The sequence below is a fragment of the Mycolicibacterium sp. XJ1819 genome, from assembly GCF_053483675.1.
In genome coordinates, this window is record NZ_JBEFST010000005.1 from 115729 (window position 1) to 140329 (window position 24601).

General features: G+C 68.0%; 22 protein-coding genes. 14 read left to right on the forward strand and 8 right to left on the reverse strand.

Annotated features, from left to right (window positions below; genetic code table 11):
- The first annotated feature begins 23 nt into the window (after positions 1-23).
- Genes nuoE through nuoN form a run of 10 tightly spaced genes read left to right on the forward strand, consistent with a single transcriptional unit; the run spans position 24 to position 12551 of the window.
- Complete coding sequence (nuoE, locus tag ABQE89_RS07050) at positions 24-893, forward strand: NADH-quinone oxidoreductase subunit NuoE (protein WP_448415504.1); 870 nt, start codon at positions 24-26, stop codon at positions 891-893.
- Positions 890-2206, forward strand: coding sequence for an NADH-quinone oxidoreductase subunit NuoF (nuoF, locus tag ABQE89_RS07055; protein ID WP_448415506.1), 1317 nt, complete (start codon positions 890-892; stop codon positions 2204-2206). The genes nuoE and nuoF overlap by 4 nt, the downstream gene beginning before the upstream one ends.
- 43 nt (positions 2207-2249) lie before the next feature.
- Positions 2250-4640: an NADH-quinone oxidoreductase subunit G gene (locus ABQE89_RS07060; RefSeq protein WP_448415508.1), complete on the forward strand. Its 2391-nt coding sequence runs from the start codon at positions 2250-2252 to the stop codon at positions 4638-4640.
- Positions 4637-5896, forward strand: coding sequence for an NADH-quinone oxidoreductase subunit NuoH (gene nuoH / locus ABQE89_RS07065; protein ID WP_448415510.1), 1260 nt, complete (start codon positions 4637-4639; stop codon positions 5894-5896). The genes ABQE89_RS07060 and nuoH overlap by 4 nt, the downstream gene beginning before the upstream one ends.
- The gene (gene nuoI / locus ABQE89_RS07070) at positions 5889-6413 is read left to right on the forward strand and encodes an NADH-quinone oxidoreductase subunit NuoI (RefSeq protein ID WP_448415512.1); all 525 of its coding nucleotides are present in this window, start codon (positions 5889-5891) and stop codon (positions 6411-6413) included. Before nuoH ends, nuoI begins: the two co-directional genes overlap by 8 nt.
- A gap of 20 nt (positions 6414-6433) precedes the next feature.
- The gene (locus ABQE89_RS07075) at positions 6434-7174 is read left to right on the forward strand and encodes an NADH-quinone oxidoreductase subunit J (RefSeq protein WP_448415700.1); all 741 of its coding nucleotides are present in this window, start codon (positions 6434-6436) and stop codon (positions 7172-7174) included.
- 38 nt (positions 7175-7212) lie between these two features.
- Positions 7213-7512: an NADH-quinone oxidoreductase subunit NuoK gene (gene nuoK, locus ABQE89_RS07080; RefSeq protein WP_448415701.1), complete on the forward strand. Its 300-nt coding sequence runs from the start codon at positions 7213-7215 to the stop codon at positions 7510-7512.
- A 7-nt stretch (positions 7513-7519) separates the two neighbouring features.
- A complete protein-coding gene (nuoL, locus tag ABQE89_RS07085; protein WP_448415514.1) occupies positions 7520-9400 on the forward strand; it encodes an NADH-quinone oxidoreductase subunit L in 1881 nt (626 codons plus the stop codon).
- Positions 9397-10974 (forward strand): NADH-quinone oxidoreductase subunit M, encoded by a 1578-nt coding sequence (locus ABQE89_RS07090; protein WP_448415516.1) that lies wholly within the window; start codon positions 9397-9399, stop codon positions 10972-10974. The genes nuoL and ABQE89_RS07090 overlap by 4 nt, the downstream gene beginning before the upstream one ends.
- Positions 10971-12551 carry an NADH-quinone oxidoreductase subunit NuoN gene (gene nuoN / locus ABQE89_RS07095; protein ID WP_448415518.1) on the forward strand — a complete coding sequence of 527 codons (1581 nt, stop codon included), beginning with the start codon at positions 10971-10973 and terminating at the stop codon, positions 12549-12551. Before ABQE89_RS07090 ends, nuoN begins: the two co-directional genes overlap by 4 nt.
- A 12-nt stretch (positions 12552-12563) precedes the next feature.
- Here the strand turns inward: nuoN and ABQE89_RS07100 are convergent, their stop codons facing one another.
- Positions 12564-13175: a TetR/AcrR family transcriptional regulator gene (locus tag ABQE89_RS07100; RefSeq protein ID WP_448415520.1), complete on the reverse strand. Its 612-nt coding sequence runs from the start codon at positions 13173-13175 to the stop codon at positions 12564-12566.
- Positions 13172-14611, reverse strand: coding sequence for an FAD-dependent monooxygenase (locus ABQE89_RS07105; RefSeq protein WP_448415522.1), 1440 nt, complete (start codon positions 14609-14611; stop codon positions 13172-13174). Before ABQE89_RS07105 ends, ABQE89_RS07100 begins: the two co-directional genes overlap by 4 nt.
- A 77-nt stretch (positions 14612-14688) precedes the next feature.
- On the opposite strand from ABQE89_RS07105, the gene ABQE89_RS07110 reads away from it, so the two are divergent.
- On the forward strand, positions 14689-15465 hold the full coding sequence (locus ABQE89_RS07110) for an enoyl-CoA hydratase (protein ID WP_448415524.1): 777 nt from the start codon (positions 14689-14691) through the stop codon (positions 15463-15465).
- A gap of 51 nt (positions 15466-15516) precedes the next feature.
- Here ABQE89_RS07110 and ABQE89_RS07115 read toward each other — a convergent pair whose 3' ends face one another.
- Together ABQE89_RS07115 and ABQE89_RS07120 are read right to left on the reverse strand one after the other, a co-directional pair.
- A complete protein-coding gene (locus ABQE89_RS07115) occupies positions 15517-16209 on the reverse strand; it encodes a PIG-L deacetylase family protein (RefSeq protein WP_448415526.1) in 693 nt (230 codons plus the stop codon).
- Positions 16210-16215: 6 nt separating this feature from the next.
- Positions 16216-16836, reverse strand: a complete 621-nt coding sequence (locus ABQE89_RS07120; RefSeq protein ID WP_448415528.1) for a TetR/AcrR family transcriptional regulator — start codon at positions 16834-16836, stop codon at positions 16216-16218.
- Positions 16837-16882: 46 nt separating this feature from the next.
- On the opposite strand from ABQE89_RS07120, the gene ABQE89_RS07125 reads away from it, so the two are divergent.
- Together ABQE89_RS07125 and ABQE89_RS07130 are read left to right on the forward strand one after the other, a co-directional pair.
- The gene (locus ABQE89_RS07125; protein WP_448415530.1) at positions 16883-18016 is read left to right on the forward strand and encodes a phosphotransferase family protein; all 1134 of its coding nucleotides are present in this window, start codon (positions 16883-16885) and stop codon (positions 18014-18016) included.
- Entirely contained in the window at positions 18016-19128 is a 1113-nt protein-coding gene (locus ABQE89_RS07130) for an Rv3169 family protein (protein WP_448415532.1), read from the forward strand. The genes ABQE89_RS07125 and ABQE89_RS07130 overlap by 1 nt, the downstream gene beginning before the upstream one ends.
- Positions 19129-19177: 49 nt before the next feature.
- Here the strand turns inward: ABQE89_RS07130 and ABQE89_RS07135 are convergent, their stop codons facing one another.
- The 3 genes from ABQE89_RS07135 to ABQE89_RS07145 all read right to left on the reverse strand — a co-directional run bounded on the left by ABQE89_RS07135 (position 19178) and on the right by ABQE89_RS07145 (position 22130).
- A complete protein-coding gene (locus tag ABQE89_RS07135; protein WP_448415534.1) occupies positions 19178-19525 on the reverse strand; it encodes a DUF4345 family protein in 348 nt (115 codons plus the stop codon).
- Between the two features lie 87 nt (positions 19526-19612).
- The gene (locus ABQE89_RS07140; RefSeq protein ID WP_448415536.1) at positions 19613-21100 is read right to left on the reverse strand and encodes a flavin-containing monooxygenase; all 1488 of its coding nucleotides are present in this window, start codon (positions 21098-21100) and stop codon (positions 19613-19615) included.
- Positions 21101-21140: 40 nt separating this feature from the next.
- Positions 21141-22130, reverse strand: coding sequence for a TIGR03617 family F420-dependent LLM class oxidoreductase (locus ABQE89_RS07145; RefSeq protein WP_448415538.1), 990 nt, complete (start codon positions 22128-22130; stop codon positions 21141-21143).
- A 19-nt stretch (positions 22131-22149) separates the two neighbouring features.
- On the opposite strand from ABQE89_RS07145, the gene ABQE89_RS07150 reads away from it, so the two are divergent.
- Entirely contained in the window at positions 22150-23505 is a 1356-nt protein-coding gene (locus ABQE89_RS07150) for a flavin monoamine oxidase family protein (RefSeq protein ID WP_448415539.1), read from the forward strand.
- On the opposite strand, the gene ABQE89_RS07155 is transcribed toward ABQE89_RS07150, so the two are convergent.
- The gene (locus tag ABQE89_RS07155; protein WP_448415541.1) at positions 23502-24470 is read right to left on the reverse strand and encodes an alpha/beta fold hydrolase; all 969 of its coding nucleotides are present in this window, start codon (positions 24468-24470) and stop codon (positions 23502-23504) included. The two genes, ABQE89_RS07150 and ABQE89_RS07155, sit on opposite strands and share 4 nt — an antisense overlap.
- Between the last annotated feature and the right edge of the window lie 131 nt (positions 24471-24601).

A 24601-nucleotide genomic window follows, 5' to 3' on the forward strand; every position in this document is an offset into this window, starting at 1 on the left:
TGCGCGAAGAGGAGACGGCACCGGTGACTGTGTTTCTGGAACTGGGCCAGCGTCCCGACGAGCCCGGTCCACCGATCCACGGGCCCAAGACATATCCGGCCGACGTCACCGCACGTCTGACGGGCGACGCCGAGAAGGTCATCGGGCGCTATCCCGAGGCGCGCTCGGCGCTGCTGCCCCTTCTGCATCTGGTCCAGGCTGAGGACGGCTGCCTGACACCGGCCGGAATCGCGTTCTGCGCAGCCCAGTTGGGGCTTACCGACGCCGAAGTCACCGCGGTGGCCACGTTCTATTCGATGTACCGCCGCACACCCACCGGCGAATACCTCGTCGGGGTCTGCACCAACACGCTGTGCGCGATCATGGGCGGCGACGCGATTCTCGAAGCGCTACAAGACCATCTGGGCATCCCCGTGGGCGAGACCACCGATGACGGCCGCGTCACCCTCGAGCACGTCGAGTGCAACGCCGCCTGCGACTACGCCCCGGTGGTGATGGTGAACTGGGAGTTCTTCGACAACCAGACGCCAGCGTCGGCGCGCGAACTCGTCGACGAGTTGCGGGCCGGTCAACCACCCGTGCCGCCGCGCGGCGCACCGCTGTGCACGTTCAAACAAACGGCCAGGATCCTTGCCGGCCTCGACGAAGCCGGCGCCGACGCCGGGCAGGGCAACCCCGGCGACGCCACGCTGGTCGGACTGCGGACCGCCCGGGAGAAGGGTATGTCGGCACCGGTCACCGATGGCGCCGCCACGGATTCGGCCGGGGAGGCGACCGAGGCGGTGGCCGTGGACTCGACGCGCGATCAGCGCGCCCCGGGACCGTCAGCGAATGTCCCGCCCGAATCGAACACACCCGAAACCGACCCGAACGCAACGGATTCGACTGAATGACACCACTGACTCCCGTGTTGAGCCGGTTCTGGGACGAACCAGAGCCATGGTCGATGCAGACCTACCGTCGCCACGACGGCTACCGCGGGCTGGAGCGCGCCCTCGGCATGGATCCCGACGACGTCATCGCGACGGTGAAGGATTCCGGCCTGCGGGGCCGGGGCGGGGCCGGCTTCCCGACGGGTACGAAGTGGTCGTTCATCCCGCAGGGCGACAGCGGCGCCGCAGCCAAGCCGCACTACCTGGTGGTCAACGCCGACGAGTCCGAACCCGGCACGTGCAAAGACATTCCGCTGATGCTGACGACGCCGCACTTCTTGGTGGAAGGCGTGATCATCGCGGCCTACGCGATCCGGGCGCACCGCGCGTTCATCTATCTGCGCGGTGAGGTGCTGCCCGTGCTGCGCAGGCTGCAGGCCGCGGTCGCCGAGGCGTACCAGGCGGGTTATCTCGGCAAGAACATCATGGGATCGGGCTTCGATCTGGAACTGGTGGTGCATGCGGGCGCCGGCGCCTACATCTGCGGCGAAGAGACCGCGCTGCTGGACTCGCTGGAGGGCCGTCGCGGCCAGCCGAGGCTTCGCCCGCCGTTTCCCGCCGTGGCCGGTCTGTACGCATGCCCGACGGTGGTCAACAACGTCGAATCCATTGCCAGCGTGCCTCCCATCCTGCTCAACGGGGTGGACTGGTTCCGGTCGATGGGCACCGAGAAGTCCCCGGGCTTCACGCTGTACTCGCTGTCGGGCCACGTCGCCAGGCCCGGGCAGTACGAGGCGCCGCTGGGCATCACGCTGCGCGAGTTGCTCGAGTACGCCGGTGGGGTCCGCGCCGGGCACAGCCTGAAGTTCTGGACGCCGGGTGGCTCGTCGACCCCGCTGCTGACCGACGAACATCTCGACGTGCCACTGGATTACGAGGGCGTGGCAGGCGTGGGGTCCATGCTCGGCACCAAGGCGCTGCAGATCTTCGACGACACCACGTGCGTGGTGCGTGCGGTGCGCCGCTGGACTCAGTTCTACGCCCACGAGTCCTGCGGTAAGTGCACGCCATGCCGGGAGGGCACCTACTGGCTGGCGCAGATCTACGAGCGCCTCGAGACGGGTAAGGGCACCGCCGCCGATATCGACAAGCTGCTCGACATCGCCGACAACATCAACGGAAGGGCGTTCTGCGCGTTGGGCGATGGGGCTGCCATGCCCATCATCTCGTCGATCAAGTACTTCCGCGACGAGTACGTCGCACACCTGTCGGGGGGCTGCCCGTTCGATCCGCACGCGTCGACGCTGATGGCAACCGAGGGGGTGGGCGTGTGACGACACACGCGTTCATTGCGCGAGCAGAGAAGGGGCTCACACGATGACGGTGACCGATCCGACTCGAGACGCCCCACCCGTCGAGATGGTGACCCTCACCATCGACGACGTCGAAGTCACTGTGCCCAAGGACACCTTGGTCATTCGCGCGGCGGAGCTGATCGGCGTGCAGATCCCGCGGTTCTGCGACCACCCGCTGCTCGATCCGGTGGGCGCGTGCCGGCAGTGTCTGGTCGAGGTCGAGGGCCAGCGCAAGCCGATGGCGTCGTGCACCATCACGTGCACCGACGACATGGTGGTGCGTACGCAGTTCACCTCCGAGGTCGCCGACAAGGCGCAGGAGGGGGTGATGGAGTTCCTGCTCATCAACCACCCTCTGGACTGCCCGGTGTGCGACAAGGGCGGCGAGTGCCCGCTGCAGAACCAGGCGATGTCCAACGGCCGGCCCGAGACACGGTTCGAAGACGTCAAACGGACGTTCCCCAAACCGATCAACGTCTCGACGCAGGTGCTGCTGGACCGGGAGCGCTGCGTGATGTGTGCGCGCTGCACGCGGTTCTCCGACCAGATCGCCGGCGACCAGTTCATCGACCTGCTCGAGCGCGGTGCGCAACAGCAGGTCGGCATCGCCCCCGGGGAACCGTTCCAGTCCTACTTCTCCGGCAACACCGTGCAGATCTGCCCGGTCGGCGCGCTCACCGGCGCGGCCTACCGGTTCCGGGCCAGGCCGTTCGACCTGGTGTCCAGCCCCAGCGTGTGCGAGCACTGCGCGTCGGGATGCGCGCAGCGCACCGATCACCGGCGCGGAAAAGTCATGCGGCGCTTGGCCGGTGACGATCCACAGGTCAACGAGGAGTGGAACTGCGACAAGGGCCGCTGGGCGTTCACCTACACCACCCAGGGCGACCGCATCACCACGCCACTGGTGCGGGACGACGACGGCAAGTTGCGGGCGGCCTCCTGGTCGGAGGCGATCAGCGTGGCGGCCGCCGGCCTCACCGCGGCCGCCGGCAGCGCGGGTGTGCTGGTCGGCGGACGGGCCAGTGTCGAGGATGCCTACGCCTACTCGAAGTTCGCGCGGATGGTGCTGGGCACCAACGACATCGACTTCCGCGCGCGTCCGCACAGCGCCGAGGAGGCGGAGTTCCTTGCCGCGCATGTCGCGGGCAAGCCGATGACGGTCACCTACACCGACCTGGAAAAGGCTCCCGCGGTGCTGTTGGCCGGGTTCGAGCCCGAAGAGGAATCGCCGATCGTGTTCCTGCGGCTGCGTAAGGCCGTGCGCAAGAACGCGCTTCAAGTGCTGTCGGTCGCCCCGTTCGCCAGCCGCGGACTGGCCAAGATGAGCGGGCGCTTGATCGCAAGTGCGCCCGGCGGTGAGTCGGCGGCGCTGGACGGCCTGTCCGACGAGCCCCTGCTCAAGATGGCAGGCGCCGTCATCCTGGTCGGTGAACGACTGGCCACCTCACCCGGGGCGCTCTCGGCCGCAGCCAGATTGGCGGCCGCGACGGGCGCCCGGCTGGCGTGGGTCCCGCGGCGGGCCGGCGAGCGCGGCGCGTTGGAGGCCGGTGCGCTGCCCGGCCTGCTGCCCGGCGGCCGACCCGTCGACGACGCCACCGCGCGTGAACAGACCGCCGCGGCCTGGCACGTCGCCGACCTGCCCAGCACCCCCGGCCGCGACACCGCGGGCATCATCGAGGCGGCCCGCGGCGGTGAGCTCGGGGCGCTCGTCGTCGGCGGTGTCGAACTGGCCGACCTGCCCGACCCCGACGCCGCACTGGCGGCCGTCGAGGCCGCGCCGTTCGTGGTGAGTCTGGAACAGCGCGAAAGCGCGGTCACCGAACGGGCCGACGTGGTGTTCCCCGTCGCGCCGGTGGTCGAAAAAAGCGGCGCGTTCATGAACTGGGAAGGGCGGATCCGCCCGTTCGAACCGTCCTTGGAGACCAACGCCATACCGGACCGCCGCGTGTTGCAGATCATGGCCGACGAATTCGGCGTCGACCTCAACGTGCCCAGCGCCGAGGTTGTCGGGGAGGAAATGGCCCGGCTCGGGTTCTGGGCGGGTCAGCGACCCGACGGGCCACGGGTGCATGCGGCCTCGCCCATCCAACCCGGGCAGGGTCAAGCCGTGCTCGCCGGGTGGCGCATGCTGCTCGACGCGGGCCGTATGCAGGATGGCGAACCGCATCTGGCCGGTACCGCCCAGCGGCCGACCGCGCGGATGTCGGCGACCACCGCGGGTGAAATCGGCGCGGCGGACGGCGAATTGGTGAGCATCCGCACCGAGCGGGGCGAGGTCACGCTGCCGTTGCAGATCACCGAGATGGCCGACCGCGTGGTGTGGCTGCCGCTGAACTCCCCCGGTTCGGCGGTGCACTCACAACTCGGCGTCACCATCGGCGCCGTCGTGGCGATCGGGCGGGCCGGCTCATGACGCATCCGGATCCGACGCTGTTCGGCCACGACCCGTTGTGGCTCATCGTCATCAAGGCCGTCGGGATCTTCGCGTTCCTGATGCTGACCGTGCTGGCGGCGATCCTGATCGAGCGCAAACTGCTGGGCCGCATGCAGATGCGGTTCGGGCCCAACCGGGTCGGCCCGATGGGGCTGCTGCAGTCGCTGGTCGACGGTGTCAAGCTGGCGCTCAAAGAGGGCCTGATCCCGGCCAATGTGGACAGGTTCGTCTACCTCGCCGCACCGGTCATCGCCGCGGTGCCCGCGTTCATCGCGTTCGCGGTGATCCCGATGGGCGGTGAGGTGACGGTGTTCGGGCACCGCACCGCGCTGCAGTTGACCGATATGCCCGTCGCGGTGCTCTACATCCTGGCCGCCACCTCCATCGGCGTCTACGGGATCGTGCTGGCGGGCTGGGGATCCGGTTCCACCTATCCGCTGCTCGGCGGTATCCGGTCGAGCGCGCAGGTGATCTCCTACGAGATCTCGATGGCGCTGTCGTTCGTCGCCGTCTTCATCTTCGCGGGCACGATGTCGACGTCGGGCATCGTCGCCGCCCAGGACGGGCTCTGGTTCGTCTTCCCGCTGCTGCCCGCGTTCGTCATCTACGTGATCTCGATGGTCGGCGAAACCAACCGCGCGCCTTTCGATCTGCCCGAAGCCGAGGGCGAACTGGTGGGCGGCTTCCACACCGAGTACTCCTCGATCAAGTTCGCGATGTTCATGCTGGCCGAATACGTCAACATGACGACGGTCTCGGCGCTGGTGACCACGCTGTTCCTCGGCGGCTGGCACGCCCCGTGGCCCATCAACATGTGGGACGGCGCGAACACCGGATGGTGGCCGCTGCTGTGGTTCGTCGCCAAGGTGTGGATGTTTTTGTTCATGTACTTCTGGCTGCGCGCCACGCTGCCCCGGATGCGCTACGACCAGTTCATGGCGTTGGGGTGGAAGATCCTCATTCCGGTGGCCCTGGCCTGGATCGTGATCGTCTCGATCACCCGCAGCATGCGCAACGAGGGGGTCGACGAGGCGGTGACCTGGCTGATCACAGCGGGCATCGTCGTCGTCTCGATCGCACTGCTCACAGCCTGGCGGGTGGCGCGGGCCAGAACGATTCGGAAGATCCCGACCCAAGCCCTGGACTCCGGAACGTTCCCGGTGCCGCCTCTGCCCGGGCGGGAGGCCGGCGGTCATCACAACGCAGGGCCCACAAAGGAGAGAGCCGATGCGTAAGTTCTTCGATGCGATCGCGGGTTTCGCGGTCACCTTTTCAACGATGTTCAAAAAGCCGGTCACCGAGCAGTATCCGGAGAATCCCGGGCCGGTCGCCAAGCGTTATCACGGCCGACACCAACTCAACCGCTATCCCGACGGGTTGGAGAAGTGCATCGGCTGCGAGCTGTGCGCGTGGGCGTGCCCGGCAGATGCCATCTACGTCGAAGGCGCCGACAACACCGAGGAGGAGCGGTACGCGCCCGGTGAGCGTTACGGCCGCGTCTACCAGATCAACTATCTGCGGTGCATCGGGTGCGGCCTGTGCATCGAGGCCTGCCCGACCAGGGCGCTGACGATGACCAACGAATACGAGATGGCCGACGACAACCGAGCCGACTTGATCTGGGGCAAGGACAAACTGCTCGCCCCGCTGGAGCCGGGCATGCAGGCCCCGCCGCATCCGATGGCGCCGGGCAGCACCGACGAGGACTACTACCTCGGCAACATCAAGCCGATCACCGAGGACGCCCGGTGAGCGTGGGGTTGCTGGCGGCGATGGCCGCCGACACCGCTGGGCAGACCACCACGTCGGAAGCGGTGTTGTTCTGGATTCTCGGCAGCCTCGCGGTGCTGGCCGCGATCGGTGTGGTGGCCTCGCCGAAAGCCGTGTATTCGGCGATGTTCCTCGCCGCCGCGATGATCATGTTGGCGATCTTCTACATCGCGCAGGACGCGCTGTTCCTCGGCGTCGTGCAGGTGGTGGTCTACACCGGCGCGGTGATGATGCTGTTCTTGTTCGTGCTGATGCTCATCGGCGTCGACTCCGCGGAGTCGTTGGTGGAAACCATTCGCGGCCAGCGGGTTGCGGCGATCGTCGTCGGGGTGGGCTTCGGCGTGCTGGTCATCGCGGGGATCGGCAACGTGTCGCAGGCCGGGTTCACCGGGTTGGCGCAGGCCAACGAGAACGGCAACGTGGAGGGGCTGGCGGCCCTGATCTTCACGCGCTACCTGTGGGCATTCGAAATGACCGGGGCGCTGCTGATCACCGCCGCCCTCGGTGCCATGGTGCTGGCACACCGCGAACGCATCGGCGGTCGCAAGACCCAGCGCGAACTCGCCGAGGAGCGCTTCCGGGCCGGTGGGCATCCCACCACACTGCCCAATCCCGGTGTCTACGCGCGCAACAACGCCGTCGACTTGGCGGCCCGACTCCCCGACGGGTCGCCGGCCGAGCTGTCCGTCAGCCCACTGCTGCACATGCGGATCGTGGAGCACACCGGTGGCGACGAGGAGTGACACTGAGGTGATCGAGAGGCGCATGCGAGGAGCACGACATTAATCCCGACAACTACCTGTACCTGTCCGCGCTGTTGTTCACCATCGGCGCGGCCGGAGTCTTGCTGCGCCGCAGCGCCATCGTCATGTTCATGTGTGTCGAGTTGATGCTCAACGCCTGCAACCTCGCGTTCGTCACGTTCTCCCGCATGCACGGCCAACTCGACGGCCAGGTGGTGGCGTTCTTCACCATGGTGGTCGCCGCCTGCGAGGTGGTGGTCGGCCTGGCCATCATCATGACCATTTTCCGCACGCGCCGGTCGGCCTCGGTCGACGACGCCAACCTGCTCAAACACTAAGGGCGCGATGACAACTCCTGTGTGGCTGACGATCGCCCTCCCACTGTTGGGAGCGGCGATACTTCTGCTGGGCGGGCGACGCACGGACCGCTGGGGACACCTGCTGGGCTGTGCGGCCTCGATCGGCTCGTTCGTCGTCGGCGCGGTGCTGTTCGTCGGGATGCTGGGCCGCGCCGCCGAGCACCGCGTGATGCACGAGGCGCTGTTCAGCTGGGTGCCCGCGGCCGGGCTGCAGGTGGACTTCGGTCTGCAACTCGACCAGCTGTCGATGTGTTTTGTCCTGCTGATCACCGGCGTCGGATCGCTGATTCACATCTACTCGATCGGCTACATGGCCTCCGATCCCGGGCGGCGCCGGTTTTTCGCCTACCTGAACCTGTTCTTGGCCGCCATGCTGCTGCTGGTGCTCGCCGACAACTACTTCGGTCTGTACGTCGGCTGGGAGGGCGTCGGTCTGGCGTCCTACCTGCTGATCGGGTTCTGGGCGCACAAGCCGTCGGCCGCCACCGCGGCGAAGAAGGCGTTCGTCGTCAACCGTGTCGGTGACATGGCCTTGATCATCGCGCTGATGGTGATGTTCGCCCAGATCGGTTCGATCTCCTACGAAGGCGTCTTCGCCGCCGCACCCGACGTCGGCGAGGGCGTGCTGACCGCCATCGGCCTGCTGCTTCTGCTGGGGGCGTGCGGCAAGTCCGCGCAGGTTCCGCTGCAGTCGTGGTTGGGCGACGCGATGGAGGGCCCGACACCGGTTTCGGCGCTCATCCACGCGGCGACCATGGTCACTGCGGGTGTGTATCTGATCGTGCGGTCCGGTCCGGTGTTCGACCTCGCGCCGGGCGCTCAGCTGGGCGTCGTGATCGTCGGCGCGGTCACACTGCTGTTCGGCGCAATCATCGGCTGCGCCAAGGACGACATCAAGAAAGCGCTTGCCGCGTCGACGATGTCGCAGATCGGCTACATGATGCTGGCGGCGGGCCTTGGCCCCGCCGGCTATGCCTTCGCGATCATGCACCTGCTGACCCACGGCTTCTTCAAGGCGGGGCTGTTCCTCGGGGCCGGATCGGTGATGCACGCGATGGACGACGAAGTCGACATGCGCCGGTACGGCGGTCTGCGCAAGGCCCTGCCCGTCACCTTCGCCACCTTCGGGCTCGGCTACCTTGCGATCATCGGGGTGCCGCCGCTGGCGGGCTTCTTCTCCAAGGACGGGATCATCGAGGCCGCACTCGGCGCGGGCGGGGCGAAGGGAATCATCCTCGGCGGCGCGGCCATCCTGGGCGCGGGGATCACCGCGTTCTACATGACCAGGGTCATGTTGATGACGTTCTTCGGTGAGAAACGTTGGGCTCCTGATGCGCATCCGCACGAGTCGCCGAAGGTGATGACGTGGCCGATGGTGCTGCTGGCGGTCGGCTCGGTGGTCTCCGGCGGCGCGCTGGCGATCGGCGGGACGCTCGAACACTGGCTGGAACCGGTCGTGGGCGCCCACGAGATCCACCACGTCGCCCCGGTGTGGGTGGTGACCACGGTGATCCTGGCCGTCGTCGCGGTGGGCATCGCGATCGCCTACCGCATGTACGCCACCAGACCGATACCCGAAGAGCCGCCCGCCGGTTCGGGGTTGACCGAGGCGGCCCGCCGCGATCTGTACGGGGACGCCTTCAACGAGCACGTGTTCATGCGGCCGGGCCAACTGGTCGCCGCGGGACTGGTCGAGATCGACGAAGAGGTCGTGGACGGCGCGGGCAGCGGCCTGGCCACCATGGTCTCGCGCGCGTCGACCGCGACCCGAAAGCTGCAGACCGGTTACGCGCGATCGTATGCCTTGTCGATGTTGGTCGGCGCCGTCCTGGTGGTCGCCGCGATCCTGGCGGTGCAACTGTGGTGACTTCAATTCCGTGGTTGACGGTGCTGTGGGCCGTCCCGGTGGTCGGTGCGGCCGTGGTGATCCTGCTGCCCGCGTCGCTGCGCGTCCTGTCCAAGTGGCTGGCGCTGGCGGTGTCGATTCTGGTGCTGGTCATCACCGCGGTGCTCGCGGTGAATTTCGAACCGGGTGGCGAGCAGTTCCAGTTCGTCGAATCGCACAGGTGGATACCGTCGTTCGGGACCGGCTATGTGCTGGGCCTGGACGGCATCGCGCTGGCGATCGTCGCGCTCACCGCGGTGTTGGTGCCGCTGCTGATCATCGCGGGCTGGAACGACGTCGGCGACAAGCTGGGCTGGGGTGGGCGTTCTACGCACGCCTACTTCGCGCTCACGCTGGCCGTCGAGGGCATGGTCATCATGTCGCTGATCTCCCTCGACGTTCTGCTCTTCTACGTCTTCTTCGAAGCGATGCTCATCCCGATGTACTTCCTCATCGGTGGCTTCGGCGGCTCCGGCCGGTCCAAGGCGGCGGTGAAGTTCCTGCTGTACAACCTGTTCGGTGGCCTGATCATGCTCGCCGCGGTGATCGGCCTGTACGTGGTGACCGCACAGAGCGATGCCTTCGCCGCGGGCACCTTCGACTTCCGCGAGATCGTCGCGGCGGTGTCGGCCGGTGAGTTCGTCGTCAACCCGGCCGTGCTGAACATGATCTTCCTCGGCTTCATGTTCGCGTTCGCCGTCAAGGCGCCGCTGTGGCCGTTCCACCGCTGGCTGCCCGACGCGGCGGTGGAGGCGACCCCGGCCAGCGCGGTGCTGATGATGGCCGTCATGGACAAGGTCGGCACGTTCGGCATGCTGCGCTACTGCCTGCAGTTGTTCCCCGACGCGTCGAAGTACTTCGCGCCGTTGATCATCACGCTGGCGGTGATCGGCATCGTGTACGGCGCGATCGTGGCGATCGGCCAGACCGACGTGATGAGGTTGATCGCCTACACGTCGATCTCGCACTTCGGGTTCATCATCCTGGGCATCTTCGTGATGACCACCCAGGGCCAGTCCGGGTCGACGCTGTACATGGTCAACCACGGCCTGTCGACGGCCGCGTTGTTCCTGATCGCCGGATTCCTGGTATCGCGCCGAGGCAGTCGCCTGATCGCCGCGTACGGGGGCGTGCAGAAGGTCGCGCCCGTGCTGGCGGGCACCTTCCTGGTGGCCGGTATGGCAACGCTGTCGCTGCCCGGGCTGGCGCCGTTCGTCAGCGAATTCCTGGTGCTGATGGGCACGTTCACCCGCTACCCGGTGTTCGCGGTGTTCGCCGCCACCGCGCTCGTGCTGTCCGCCGTCTACATCCTGTGGATGTACCAGCGGATGATGACCGGGCCGGTGCCCGCCGAGCTTGCCGAGGGCGAGAACAGGATTCGCGATCTGGTGCCGCGCGAACTCGTCGTCGTCGCACCGCTGATCGCGCTGCTGCTGGTGTTGGGTGTCTATCCCAAACCGGCATTGGACGTGATCAACCCCGCGGTCACCCACACGCTGACCACAATTGACCAGCCCGACCCGACACCGAAGATCGCGGAGGGTCCGACGCGATGAATATCCCCACGCCCGTCGTCGAATACGGGCTCGTGTCCCCGATGCTCATCATCCTCGGGGCAGCCGTCGCCGGCGTCCTGGTGGAGGCGCTGCTCCCCCGGCGACATCGATACACCACTCAACTCGTGTTGAGTCTCGGCGGCCTGACCGCCGCGTTCGTCGCGGTGGTGCTGATCGCCAGAGACCTCGAAGACGGCGCGGTCGGATTCTCGGCGGTGATGGGCTCGATCGTCATCGACGCGCCCGCACTGTTCCTGCAAGGCACGATCCTGCTCATCGGCGTGCTGGGCATCCTGCTCATCGCCGAACGACGCATCCCGGCGGGCGCCGACGAAGTCGACCATGCCGGTGGGCTGGACGGGTTCACCCCGCAGGGCTCGACGGTGCCGGGATCGGTCGACGAGAAGGTGGCCAAGAAGGCCGGCGTCATCCAGACCGAGGTCTTCCCGCTGACGTTGTTCGCCGTCGGCGGCATGCTGCTGTTCCCGGCATCCGACGATCTGCTGACGCTGTTCATCGCACTCGAGGTGCTGTCGCTGCCGCTGTATCTGCTGTGCGGGCTGGCTCGTAAGCGGCGTATGCTGTCGCAGGAAGCGGCGTTGAAATACTTTCTGCTGGGCGCATTCTCGTCGGCGATCTTCCTCTACGGGGTGGCGCTGCTCTACGGCTACGCGGGAACCTTCGAATTCGGCGGAATCGCCGATGCGGTGGTGCAGGGTTCCGGCAAGACCTCACTGGCGCTGATGGGCACCGGCATGCTGCTGGTGGGCGTGCTGTTCAAGGTCGGCGCGGTACCGTTCCACTCCTGGATTCCCGACGTCTACCAGGGCGCTCCGACGCCGATCACGGCGTTCATGTCCGCGGCAACCAAGATCGCGGCATTCGGCGCGCTGCTTCGGGTGTTCTACGTCGCGCTGCCCGAACTGCGCGGCGACTGGCTTCCGGTGATGTGGGGCATCGCGATTCTGACGATGGTGGTCGGCACCATCAGCGCGGTGACGCAGACCGACGTCAAGCGCATGCTGGCGTATTCGGCGGTGGCGCACACCGGGTTCATCCTCACCGGCATGATCGCGGTGAACGAGGCCGGTGTGTCCTCGACGCTGTTCTACCTGTTCGCCTACGGGTTCAGTTCGGTCGGCGCGTTCGCGGTGGTGGGCCTGGTCCGCAACCGCCTCGGCGAGGAGGACACGGGTCTGGCCCGCTGGGCCGGCCTGGGCCGTCGCTATCCCGTTGTCGGAGTGGTATTCTCGCTGTTCCTTCTCGCCTTCGCCGGTATCCCGTTGACCAGTGGCTTCGTCGCCAAGTTCGCGGTGTTCAAGGCCGCAGGCGAGGGTGGCGCGATACCGCTGGTGGTGATCGGCGTGATCGCCAGCGCGGTGGCCGCGTACTTCTACGTGCGGGTGATCGTGATGATGTTCTTCACCGACCCGCCCGAGGACGCCCCGGTCGTGGTGATGCCCAGCGTGCTGAGCACCGCCGTGGTCACGGTCACCGCCGCGGTGACCTTCGCGCTCGGTGCGCTGCCGCAGCCGCTGCTGGATCTGGCCAACAACGCCGACCAGTTCCTGCGCTGACTCCGGTTGTGCTCACCGGGAATCGAGTAGGCCGACCTGTCGATAGGCTGACTCCAGATAGCCACGCATCTGCCGCGCCGTCGGCGGATCAGGTTGCAGCACCCGGTAGGTGATTGCGCCTGCCAGCATGTCGACCAGCACGTCGAGGTCGGCGTCCTCGTCGACGCCGCCGTCGGCTGCGGCGCGCCTCAGCATCGCGATCGTGAGGTCGCGGCGCGGCGCGATGTAGTGGTCCCAATAGGTCTGCATCAGCAGCGGATGGGTCACCGCGGACCCGAAGATCTGCGCGACCAGGGCGCGGAACTTCGGATCGGCGGCAGTGGCGGCGGCCGCGGCGATGTTGCGCCTGACCAACAACTTCGGCGGGACTGTCGCGATCTCGTCGCGGTCGGGCCAGTCCAGATCCGCGCCCACATGGGCCTCTATCGCGTCGGCCACCAACTGTTCCTTGCTCGACCATCGCCGGTAGACGGTGGGCTTGCCCACGCCGGCCCGCTTGGCCACCTGCTCGATGCTCATCCCGGTGATGCCGCGTTCGATGAACAGGTCGAGGGCGGCGGCCAGGATGGCGCGGTCGATCGAGGGGTCGCGTGGACGTCCGCGGGCGGGCGCCGGACCGCTCATCGCACCCTGCCGGTGCGTAGCGCCCGCTGCAACCATCGGTCGAGACGTTTGGGATCGCGTCCGCGCCAAGCCAAGTGGCCGTCGGGGCGTACCAGAAGCGCATCGCCGCCCGCGGGGTGGTCGAGGACGGCGACTCGGTCCCCCAGGTGCCGGGTCGCGCACCGCCACAGCGTGTCGTCACGGGAGACCAGACCCCACCCGCCGCGCAGCATCGCACCAGACAGTCCCGTCACACGATCACCGGGCCGGGGCTTGCGGCACGACCGCTCGGCGAGCGGGCCGCGGCGATAGCTGACCCACAACTGCGACGTGCGAAACGTCACCCAGCGCTGTACCCGCGGGCGGCTGATCAGGGGCACGACGACGCGGTCGCGGATGAACCGGCCGAGGGGACCCTGGGCGATGTTGACCTTGGTGACCGCGCTGGTGCTGCGCAGCACCTCGGTGGCAAGGGGCCTGCGCTCGCTTTCGTAGGTGTCCAGCAACACCGGGTCGGCGCGACCGTCGAGCACGAGGGCGAGCTTGAACGCGAGGTTCTCGGCGTCGCCGAGTCCGGTCAGCATGCCCTGCCCGCCGAACGGCGCGTGGGTGTGGGCCGCATCGCCCACCAGAAACACCCGGTCGCGCCGGTATGTCGCGGCGAGTCGCCGGTGCACCCTGAACATCGACAGCCACACGGCGTCGTCGATGCGGACCTCGCGCCCGGTGCGTTCCGGCAGGATCGCCGCCAACCTCGCCATGATCTCGGCGTCGGTTGACTTCTCGGGCGCCTCGGCCGGGTCGTAGGCGATGATGCGCCACAGCCCGCCGGGCATCGGCATTGCCCCGAGCATGCCGTCGCGGTGGATCCAGCCCGTCGTGCCGGATCTGTCGAGATCCCAGTCGAGGCGGACGTCGGCGAGCAGAAACCGCTCGCTGAGCTTGACCCCGGGGAACTCGATGCCGGCCGCGCGTCGCACGGTGCTCGCGGCGCCGTCGCATCCGACAAGGCACCTCGCCCGCATCGTCCCGCCGCCAGTGGCGGCGCTGACCCCGTCGTCACCCTGGCTCACGCCGACCAGTTCGGTGTCCCACTCGATCGTGCCGCCGAGTTCGGCCAGGCGGTCACGAAGCGCCGCTTCCACTTCCGCCTGAGAGATGACCATCGGCGGCGCAGCCGTGCGCATGCCCGGATCGCCGAATTCGATGTGCATGGCCGGCTTGTCACCGAGATAGGTCGTGATGGACATCGCGCGCACCGATCGCTGTGGCAGGTCACCGAGCGCGCCCAGGCGGTCGAGTACTTCCGATCCGCGCGCGTGCAGGAAGTTCGCCCGGGAGGTGGTGGCCGGTCCGGCCGCCTTGTCGATGACCCGGACCGGTACCCCGTGGCTGCGCAGCCCGCAGGCCGTCGCCAGGCCGGCTGGACCGGCCCCCACCACCAGCACATCGTCCACGCCTGCTCCCCTTCATTTACGATACGGTCTCGTAATAGAATGTACGCCTCCGGGCGCCGGCCCGCTACATTCAATCCATGACCACCGGATCACTCGTCCTCGTCGACGACCACGGCCCCGTACGTCTGCTCACGCTCAACCGACCGGAAGCGCGAAATGCGTTGAGCGGTGGGCTGATGCGCGCCGCATACACCGCGTTGACCGAGGCGGACGCCGACGAGTCGGTGCGTGCGGTGGTGCTCACCGGGGCCGATCCGGCGTTCTGCGCGGGTGTGGACCTCAAGGAGGCCCAACGCGGCGGCGCGGCGTACTTCGACGAGTTCCGGTCGCAGAGTTGCATCGCGGCCACCGCCGCCATGCGCACGCCCATCATCGGCGCGATCAACGGCGCGGTGTTCACCGGCGGCCTCGAGATGGCACTGGGTTGCGATTTCCTGATCGCCTCCGAACGGGCCGTCTTCGCCGACACCCACGCCCGCGTCGGGATCCTGCCCGGCGGCGGGATGACGGCGCGTCTACCCCGGCTGGTGGGCCTGGGCACCGCCCGTCGACTGTCGATGACCGGCGAGGTCGTCGACGCGGCACGCGCCGAGCGCATCGGGCTGGTCACCGAGGTCGTCGCCCATGACCGACTGCTCGAGCGGGCCATCGAACTGGCAAGCCAGATCGCCGAGGTGCCGGCCCCGATCATGTTGGGGCTGAAGGACATCTACACCACCGGTGCGGCCCCGGTGATCGATCCGGCGCTGGCGGCCGAGGAGACGATCGCCTACGCCCAACTTCGTGACTTCGCCGGTTTGAGCGAGCAGTTGCGGGCGGTGAGCGAGCGCAACAAGAGCCAGATCGAACGCTGACGCTTTGCCGCGAGCGTGCGTGCTCTCCGTATTTTTCGCGGCGTGTCGCCCTCAGACGCGCACGCTCGCGCCGGAGATGAGGATGAAGCCGACGGTGGGCGCGCCGCCGAACTCCTCGCACGGCGGGGTGGCCATCTCGACCTGCTTACGCGCCTGGGTCTGCACCGGGGTGTCGGGGTCGAGCACCGACAGGTAGACCTCGTGTGCGGCCAGCGACGCGACCGCCGCCTCCACGAACCCGTCGACGGTCTCCCCGTGCGTCATCTGCGGGCCGTTCTCGAACAACCACCGCGGCGGAACCGGCAACGACTCATAGGCCTGCGCAACGGCGTTCGCGAACTCGATGTGGTCACGCTGATTGGGCGCACCGGGTGCCCACTGCGGTCCGCTGTAGATCGTGATCACCACGTCGGGCGCCAACTCCGTGATGGTCGCGGCGATCTTCGCGCGCAACTGCGCGGTGTTGCGGATCTCGCTGTCGGGAAAGTCCCAGAACCGCACGTCCTCGACACCGACGATGGCCGCTGAGCGCCGTTGTTCCTGCTCCCGGATCGGGCCGGCCTGCTCGGGCGCCATGCCCGCGATGCCCGCCTCGCCTCTCGACGCCAACGCGTAGTGCACGGCCTTGCCCGAAGACGTCCACTTGGCCACCGCCGCCGCGCAACCGTATTCGGGATCGTCGGGATGGGGCACCAGAACCAGTGCCCTGGTCCAGTCCGAGGGGAACCGCTGTATCCGAGTCATCGCCTGCTATGCCACCACACCGTGCACCACGATGGCGGTGGTCTGGTCGACCCAGTCGTCACCAAGGGGTTCGTCGGGGCGCAGCAGGATCCGCAGCAGGGCCGCACCGCCGATCACCTCGAGCAGGCGGTCGGGATCGACGCCGCCGTGCACCTCGCCGCGGCTGACGGCGTCGGCCAGTCGGGTACGCACCGCGACGAACAGCCCGGTGAATCGGTCCATCACCCGGGCGTTGAGTTGCGCGTCGACGGCCATGTCGGCGATCAAGCCGGGCAGCGCGGCACGCACCACCGGGCTGGTGAACACGTCGCGGGCCGCGGCGATCATCGCGCGGATGTCGGCGGTGATGTCACCCGGCGGCGTCTCGATCGCGGTAGGCGCGGCCGGGAAGGCGGCCTCGTGCACGAGGTCGGCCTTGCTCGACCACCGCCGGTACAGCGCGGTCTTGGTGGTGCCCGCGCGCTGGGCCACCGCGGCCATGGTCAGGTGGGAATAGCCGATTTCGGAGAGCAGATCCGCCGTGGCGCGCAGAATGGCAGCGTCGATACGCGGATCGCGGGGCCGCCCGGCCGAACTGGCCGGCTTGTGCGCCTCGGGCTTGTCAACCGATGACGGGTCTGCTTTCATATCGCTACCCACCGTATCGTAATTATCGGCCGAAGGAACAGTACTGATGGCAAGCGAACCGGCTGTCGAAGACATCAGCCGTCTGGAGCAATCGAGTCGGGACCTCAGCACGCTGCCCGCGGTGATGTCGCGGTGGCTGTCGACGGTGCTGCCCGGCGGGGCGACCCCGCAGATCACCGTCGAGAGCGGCGTCGACGCCAACGGCATGTCGTCGGAGACCATCATCCTGTCGGGGCGCTGGCAGCAGGACGGCCGGCCGCACGAGCAGAAGTGGGTGGCCCGGGTGGCCCCCACCGCCCAGGACGTCCCGGTCTTCGAGTCCTACCGAATGGATCACCAGTTCGACGTGATCCGGCTGGTCGGCGAGCGCACCGATGTCCCGGTGCCGACGGTGCGGTGGCTGGAGCCCACGGGCAAGGTTCTGGGCAGCCAGTTCTTTTTGATGGACTACGTCGAGGGCCGCGTACCACCCGACGTGATGCCGTACACGTTCGGCGACAACTGGTTCGCCGACTCCCCCGCCGACCGGCAACGCGAGCTGCAGGACCTCACCGTCGAGGTGATCACGAAGCTGCATTCCATACCCGAACCCGAACGCGCGTTCGCATTCCTCGACGACGGATCGGATTCAAACGCGTTGCGGCGCAACCTGAACTGGCTGACGTCCTGGTATGACTTCGCGGTACCCGACATCGGCCGGTCGTCGTTGGTCGAACGCGCGCTGGCGTGGCTGGAGGCCAACTGGCCGACCGACACCGCCGCCGCGGACCCCGTCCTGATCTGGGGCGACTCCCGCGTCGGCAACGTCTTGTACGACGGCTACCGGCCCGCGGCCGTACTCGACTGGGAGATGGCCACACTGGGGCCGCGTGAAATGGACGCGGCGTGGATGATCTTTGCGCACATGGTCTTTCAGGAGCTTGCCGGGTTGGCGGGCCTACCGGGCCTGCCGGACTTCATGCGCGAAGACGACGTCAGGGCCACCTACACCGCCCGCACCGGTGTCGAGTTGGGCGATCTGCACTGGTTCTACGTCTACTCCGGGGTGATCTGGGCGTGCGTGTTCATGAGGACCAGCGCCAGGCGGGTGCGGTTCGGCGAGATCGAGAAACCCGACGACGTCGAATCGCTGTTCTATCACGGCTCTTTGCTCAACCGACTCATTGGAGATGACGCCTAATGCTCGGACCCACCGACGAGTTCCCGATACACCAACTACCGCAGCCGATCTCGTGGCCAGGGTCATCCGACCGCAACTTCTACGACCGGGCCTATCTCAACGCCCACGACCGCACCGGCGACATCTTCGTGATCACCGGCATCGGGTACTACCCCAACCTCGGGGTCAAGGACGCGTTCGTGCTCGTGCGGCGCGACGACACCCAGACTGCGGTGCACCTGTCCGACGCCATCGACTCCGACCGCCTCAACCAGCACGTGCTGGGCTACCGCGTGGAGGTCAGCGAACCGCTGCGCAAGCTTCGGGTGATCCTCGAGGAAACCGAGGGCATCGCCGTCGACCTGACCTGGAACGGGCTGTTCGACGCCGTCCAGGAACAACGCCACGTGCTGCGCTCAGGCACCCGCGTCACCCTGGACGCGCAACGATTCGCGCAGGTGGGCAGTTGGAGCGGGGTCATCGCGATCGACGGTGAGGACATCGCCGTGGATCCCGAGGTGTGGATCGGCACCCGCGACCGGTCGTGGGGCATCCGGCCCGTCGGCGAACCCGAACCCGCGGGCCGGCCCGCGCATCCGCCGTTCGAGGGCATGTGGTGGCTGTACGTGCCGATGGCGTTCGACGACTTCGCGATCTGCCTGATCATCCAGGAGGAACCCAGCGGTTTCCGCAGCCTCAACGACTGCACCCGAATCTGGCGCGACGGCCGCGTCGAGCAGTTGGGCTGGCCGCGGGTGAAGATCCACTACACGTCGGGCACCCGGATCCCGACGGGCGCCACCATCGACGCGACGACCCCCGACGGCGCCCCCGTGCACTTCGACGTGACCTCCAAGCTGGCGGTCCCGATCCACGTCGGCGGCGGCTACGGCGGCGACTCGGACTGGCTGCACGGCATGTGGAAGGGCGAGAAGTTCACCGAGCGGTTGACCTACGACATGACCGACCCGGCGATCGTCGGGCGTGCGGGCTTCGGCGTCATCGACCACGTCGGCCACGCCATCTGCACCGAAGGCGGGAAGTCCGTCGAGGGCTGGGGGCTCTTCGAGCACGGCGCCCTGGGCCGCCACGACCCGTCGGGTTTCGCCGACTGGCTCACCGTCGCGCCGTAGTAGTAGTGATTTCGGCGTGCGCAGTCGCGCTCAGCGCGACCCGTCACGCCTAAATCGCAAGTAGGAGAGCGGCGGCCGCGACGACTTCGACCAGGCAGTAGAACCAGTTCGGGTAGAACTTCGTGCGGGTGTCCAGCACCGCCGAAGCGAGCCTGCCGAACGCCATCCCGCCCAGCGCCGCACCGACGGCCAGCACGATCCCGGCGCCGACGTCACCGCCGGTGACCGCCGCGTATCCCAGCACCCCCGCGATCGCCAGACCGAACCCGCCGTAGACCGCGCGGACCTCGGCGCGTGCGGTCGCTCCGTCGAGGGTGACGCCGAACGGGTGGACGAGCGCCGCCGGGGCGGCCAGCGCGTAACACCCCATCCCCGCGAAGAACACGCCGACGATCAAGATGACGGCAACGGCAACGGCAACCTCCTGTGCGCTAACCCGCTACCGTGCGATTTCGGCGTGCGCAGTCGCGCTCACCGCGACCCGTCACGCCGAAATCACGGAGGGGACCCGACCGAACACCATCGACTCGTCGATCGGGGCGACCATGTGGTCGACGACGTCGAGCACGTAGTTGTGCCGAACGTTCCAGGGCCGCTCGGTGCCCGACTTGGGCAGCGCATGCAGGGCGCGCTGCACATAGCCGGCGTTGATGTTCCACGCGGGTTTCTCGGCCATCGGCTTGTCACCGAGGTGCGGATACGCGTGGGTGTAGCCGTGAGCATCCATGTGGGCCAACAGATTCGCCACCGCGCGCGCGGTGAGGTCGGCACGCAGCGTCCACGAGGCGTTGATGTAGCCGATGCACCACGCGGCGTTGGGCACGTCCTCGAGCATGTGTTCCTTGAAGACGAACCGCTCCTGCGGCTTGACCTCGGCGCCGTCGATGCTCAACCGCACCCCGCCCAGCGCCTGCAACTGGATACCGGTCGCGGTGATGATGATGTCGGCGTCCAGGCGCCGCCCGGACCGCAGCACGATGCCGGTGGCGTCGATGTGGTCGATGTGGTCGGTGACCACCTCGACGCGGCCGTCGCTGACGGCCTCGAAGAAGTCGTTGTCGAGCATGGCGCACAACCGCTGGTCCCACGGGTCGTAGTGCGGGTTGAAGTGCACGTCGACGGGATAGCCGCGGGGCAGGTTGCGCTTGGCCGCGCTGCGGATGAACCAGCGCGAGAACTTCGGAAAGGCCCTGGCGATCCCGTAGAGCAGCACCGTGAAGATGGTGTTGTACAGCCGGGCGCCGTGGTAGCCGATCTTGCCCGGCAACACCTTGCGGATCGCCTGCACCGCAGGGTTGATCCGCTGCGCCGAGAGCATGTAGGTCGGCGAGCGCTGCAGCATCGTGACGTGGCCGGCCCGCTCGGTCAGTGTCGGGATCATGCTGACCGCGGTGGCGCCGCTGCCGATGACGACCAGTCTCTTGCCGGCATAGTCCAGCGACTCCGGCCAGTGCTGCGGATGCACGACCTCACCCTCGAACGTGTCGAGGCCGGGGAAATCCGGCTGATAGGGCTCGTCGTAGTTGTAGTAGCCGGTGCCGAAGAACAGGAACCGGCCGCGGTAGGTCTTCGGCGTGCCGTCGGTCTCGGTCTGCACCGTCCAGGTGTCGGTGGCCGAATCCCAGTCGGCAGAGGTGACGTAGGTGTCGAACCGGATGTGCTGGTCGATGCCGTGCTTGCGGGCGGTCTGGGTGAGGTACTCGCGGATGTCTTCGCCGTCGGCGACGTTCTCCGGACGGGTCCACGGTTCCCACGGGAAGCTCAGGGTGAAAATGTCGCTGTCGGAGCGGATCCCCGGATAGGTGTGCAGATCCCAGGTGCCGCCGATGCGGGCCCGTCGCTCCAGTACCGCATACGACAGGTTCGGATTCTTCTCCTTGATGCGGTACGCGGCCCCGATGCCCGAGATGCCGGCCCCGATGATCAGGACATCGAAGTACTCACCGTTGTCCGCTCGCTTCTGGCCACCCATGTCGAAACCTCCTTGGTCCTGCTCAGTACCACGATATGGGTCAGGACCCGAGTGCGTCGACGATCTGCGCCAGGGAGTCCACCGCGATCGGTCCGGGCTGGTAGAGGCAGATCCGTTCGGAGACCCCCGCGACGCGGTCGCGGATGTGCGCGGCCACCTCGGCCGGCGTGCCGCACGCCGCGATGGTGTGCAGCACCTCGTCGTCGATGAGCCCGGCCATGTCGTCCCAGCGACCCTGTTTGGACAAGGCGTTCAGCTCGGGCTGGAGTTCCCCCCAGCCGTGGGCGTCGAGCACCGGCCGGTAAGCGGGGGTGGAGCCGTAGAACGCCAGCAGGCGACGCACCGCGGCGTGGTCGACGTCCTCTCCGGCCACCGACACGATGACCTCGGGGATCACCGCGAAGTCGGCCGGGTCGCGTCCGGCGGCGGCCAGTCCCTTGTGCACCTCGGGCATCGTCACCTCGTGCAGGAAGCGCTTGGACCCGAACGGCATGACCAGCAGCCCGTCGGCGACCTCGGCGGTCGCCCGCGTCAACACCGGGCCGAGCGCGCCCACATAGATCGGCGGCGCCCCATACGGGTTGGGCCCCGGGTTGAACGTCGGGGTCATCAGGGTGTGGCGGTAGTACCTGCCGCGAAAGTCCAGTCGCTCGCCGGTGTGCCACGTCGCGAAGATCGCCCGCAGCGCCGCGACCAGTTCGGTCATCCGCGCGACCGGGCGATCGAACTCGGCGCCGTAGCGCTTCTCGATCTGGGCGCGCACCTGCGTGCCCAGCCCCAGCGTGAACCTGCCCTCGGCCAGCAGCTGCAGGTCGTAAGCCTGGTGGGCGAGCTGAATCGGGTTACGCGGGAACGCGATCGCGACGTTGGTCATCAGATCCATGCCACCGACGGTGGAAGCCAGCGTCAGCGGGGTGAACACGTCGTGTGGCCCCTCGAAGGTGAACACGCCACAGGCGCCCGCCTCACGCAGCGCGCGGGTCCGATCGATCGCATCCGTCGGCCCGAACAACGCCGTCATGACCTGCATGTCGTGAGAGCCTAATCGCGTGAGCATCCCACCCCGTACCGACGTCGTCGTCGTCGGAGCCGGGTTCGCGGGGCTTGCCGCGGCCCGCGACCTGGTCAAACGCGGCCACGAAGTGGTGATCCTCGAGGGCCGCGACCGCGTCGGCGGCCGGTCGTCGACGACGACGATCGCCGGCGTCCCGGTGGACCTGGGCGCGACGTTCGTCGGTCCCACCCAGGACGCCGTGCTCGAGGTGGCCGCCGAGCTGAATTGCCCGACGGTGCCGACCTACAGCCGCGGAAAGAACCTGATCCGCTGGCGGGGCCGGGTGCGGTCGTATCGCAGCACCATCCCGCGACTGTCGATCATCGAGTTGCTCGACGTGTCCCGCATCCAGTGGCGTTTCGAGCGGGTCTGTCGGCGAGTGCCGGTCGACGAACCGTGGAACGCGCCCGGGGCCGACGCGCTGGACGCCGAATCGCTGGACGGGTGGCTGAAGTCGGTGCACGCCAGCGCCGGCACCCGCGACCTGATGGCGATCATGACGCGGGTGACGTGGGGATGTGAGCTCGACGCGGTGTCGATGCTGCATGCGGTGCGCTACGTCAAGGCCGCCGGCGGCCTGGGCCGGATGCTGGATGTGGCCGGCGGTGCACAGCAGGACCGCTTTCCGGGCGGCACCCAGCAGATCGCGGTGCGGATGGCCGAGGAACTGGGTCCGCGGGTGGTGCTCGACGCGGTGGTGCGCAGCATCGAACGGCACGCCGACGGCTCGTTCACCGTCGTGTCCGACAAGGGGGCTCTCGCCGCCAAGGCCGTCGTCGTCGCGATACCGCCCGAGCACCGCGGCCGCATCGAATTCGTGCCCGACCTGCCGCCCGAGTACGGCAAGCTCGCACAACACTGGCCGCAGGGCAATCTGAGCAAGGCGTACGCGGCCTACTCGACGCCGTTCTGGCGCGCGAACGGCTGCTCGGGAGAAGCGCTTTCCGATCAGGGACCGGTGTTCATCACCTTCGACGTCAGCCCCGAAGACGGGCCAGGGGTGCTGCTGGGTTTCGTCGACGCGAAGGGGTTTGACCCGCTACCGCCCGCCGAACGCCGTGAGCGCGCGCTGGCCGGCTTCGCCGAGCTGTTCGGCGAGGCGGCGCTGGAGCCGATCGATTATCTCGACCATCGTTGGAGCGCAGAGGATTTCGCCCCAGGGGGTCCGACCGCTGCGGTGCCGCCCGGATCGTGGACGACCTACGGGCCGTGGCTTCGCCGACCGGTCGACGGGATCCATTGGGCCGGAACCGAAACCGCTGACCAGTGGACGGGCTTTCTGGACGGCGCGATCCGGTCGGGGCGACGCGCGGCCGACGAGGTACACCGCGAGCTTGCCGCGGGCGGTTAGGAACTGGCGCGACGCTGCACGCCCGCCGACTCGACCAGCCGGCGCAGGTGTTTGTTCACCTCGTCGGGATGTTCGAGGATCGCGCAGTGCCCGCCGGGCATCTCGACGAACTGCGCGAGGTTGGGCACCTCCTCGGCGATGCGACGCGAGGACACCATCGGCAGGATGCGGTCCTTCTCGCTGCCGATGACCAGCGCGGGCACGGTGAGATTGTGCAGCCCGATGTGCCTTGGCCCCAGATGCTCGACGAGCGTGCGGGCCCAGCCGCCGCGGCCCGCGGCGGGCGTGCCGGTGAACAGCTCGTAGACGAACTCGGCGATCGCCGGGTCGGCGTCGCGGCCCACCGCCATCATCGACACCAGCCGGCGACTGGGCCGGTCCACCGCACGCACCAGCGGCGCCGCGCCGAACGTCTTGAGCAGCGCGCCCGCCGCGCGCACCCGGGCCCCGGCCAGGGGCGCGGGCACGTTGATCAACTGCACGTGGCGCAGCAGGTCGCCGGTGGTGGTGTTGATCAGCGCGACGGCGTCGGCGTGCTCGGCCACCTGCTCGGGGTAGCGCTCGGCCCACGACGAGATCGCGATGCCGCCCATCGAGTGCCCGGCGACGACCGCCCGCTCACCGGGCGCCAGGGTGGCGTCGAGCACCGCGTCCAGATCACCGGCGAGGTGATCGAGCGTGTAGTCGCGACGCCGGCGCGGCGCCGCGCTGAGGCCGTGGCCGCGGTGGTCGAAGGCGATGACGCGGTAGTCGCGGCTCAGGTCGGCGATCTGACAGGCCCACACCCGGATCGCGCAGGTGATGCCGTGGGCGAGCACGATGGGGTATCCGTCCTCGGGACCGAACACCTCGGCGTGCAGGCGCAGCCCGTCCTTGGAGCGCACCTGCACGGGCCTGCCGGGCGGCAACTGCGACGCCGCGGCGAACCCTTTCGCTGCTACCCGAGCGACCTGACCACGACCCATGCGCGCTCCCATTCCGTCCGGCGACATTGCCGCGTAAGTGAGCTTATAGCGCCTCGACCAGCACGGGCGTCACCACCTCGTCGTGAGTCGTGCCGGGCGACGGGTTAAATGGGGGCAGTCCACCTCAGAAA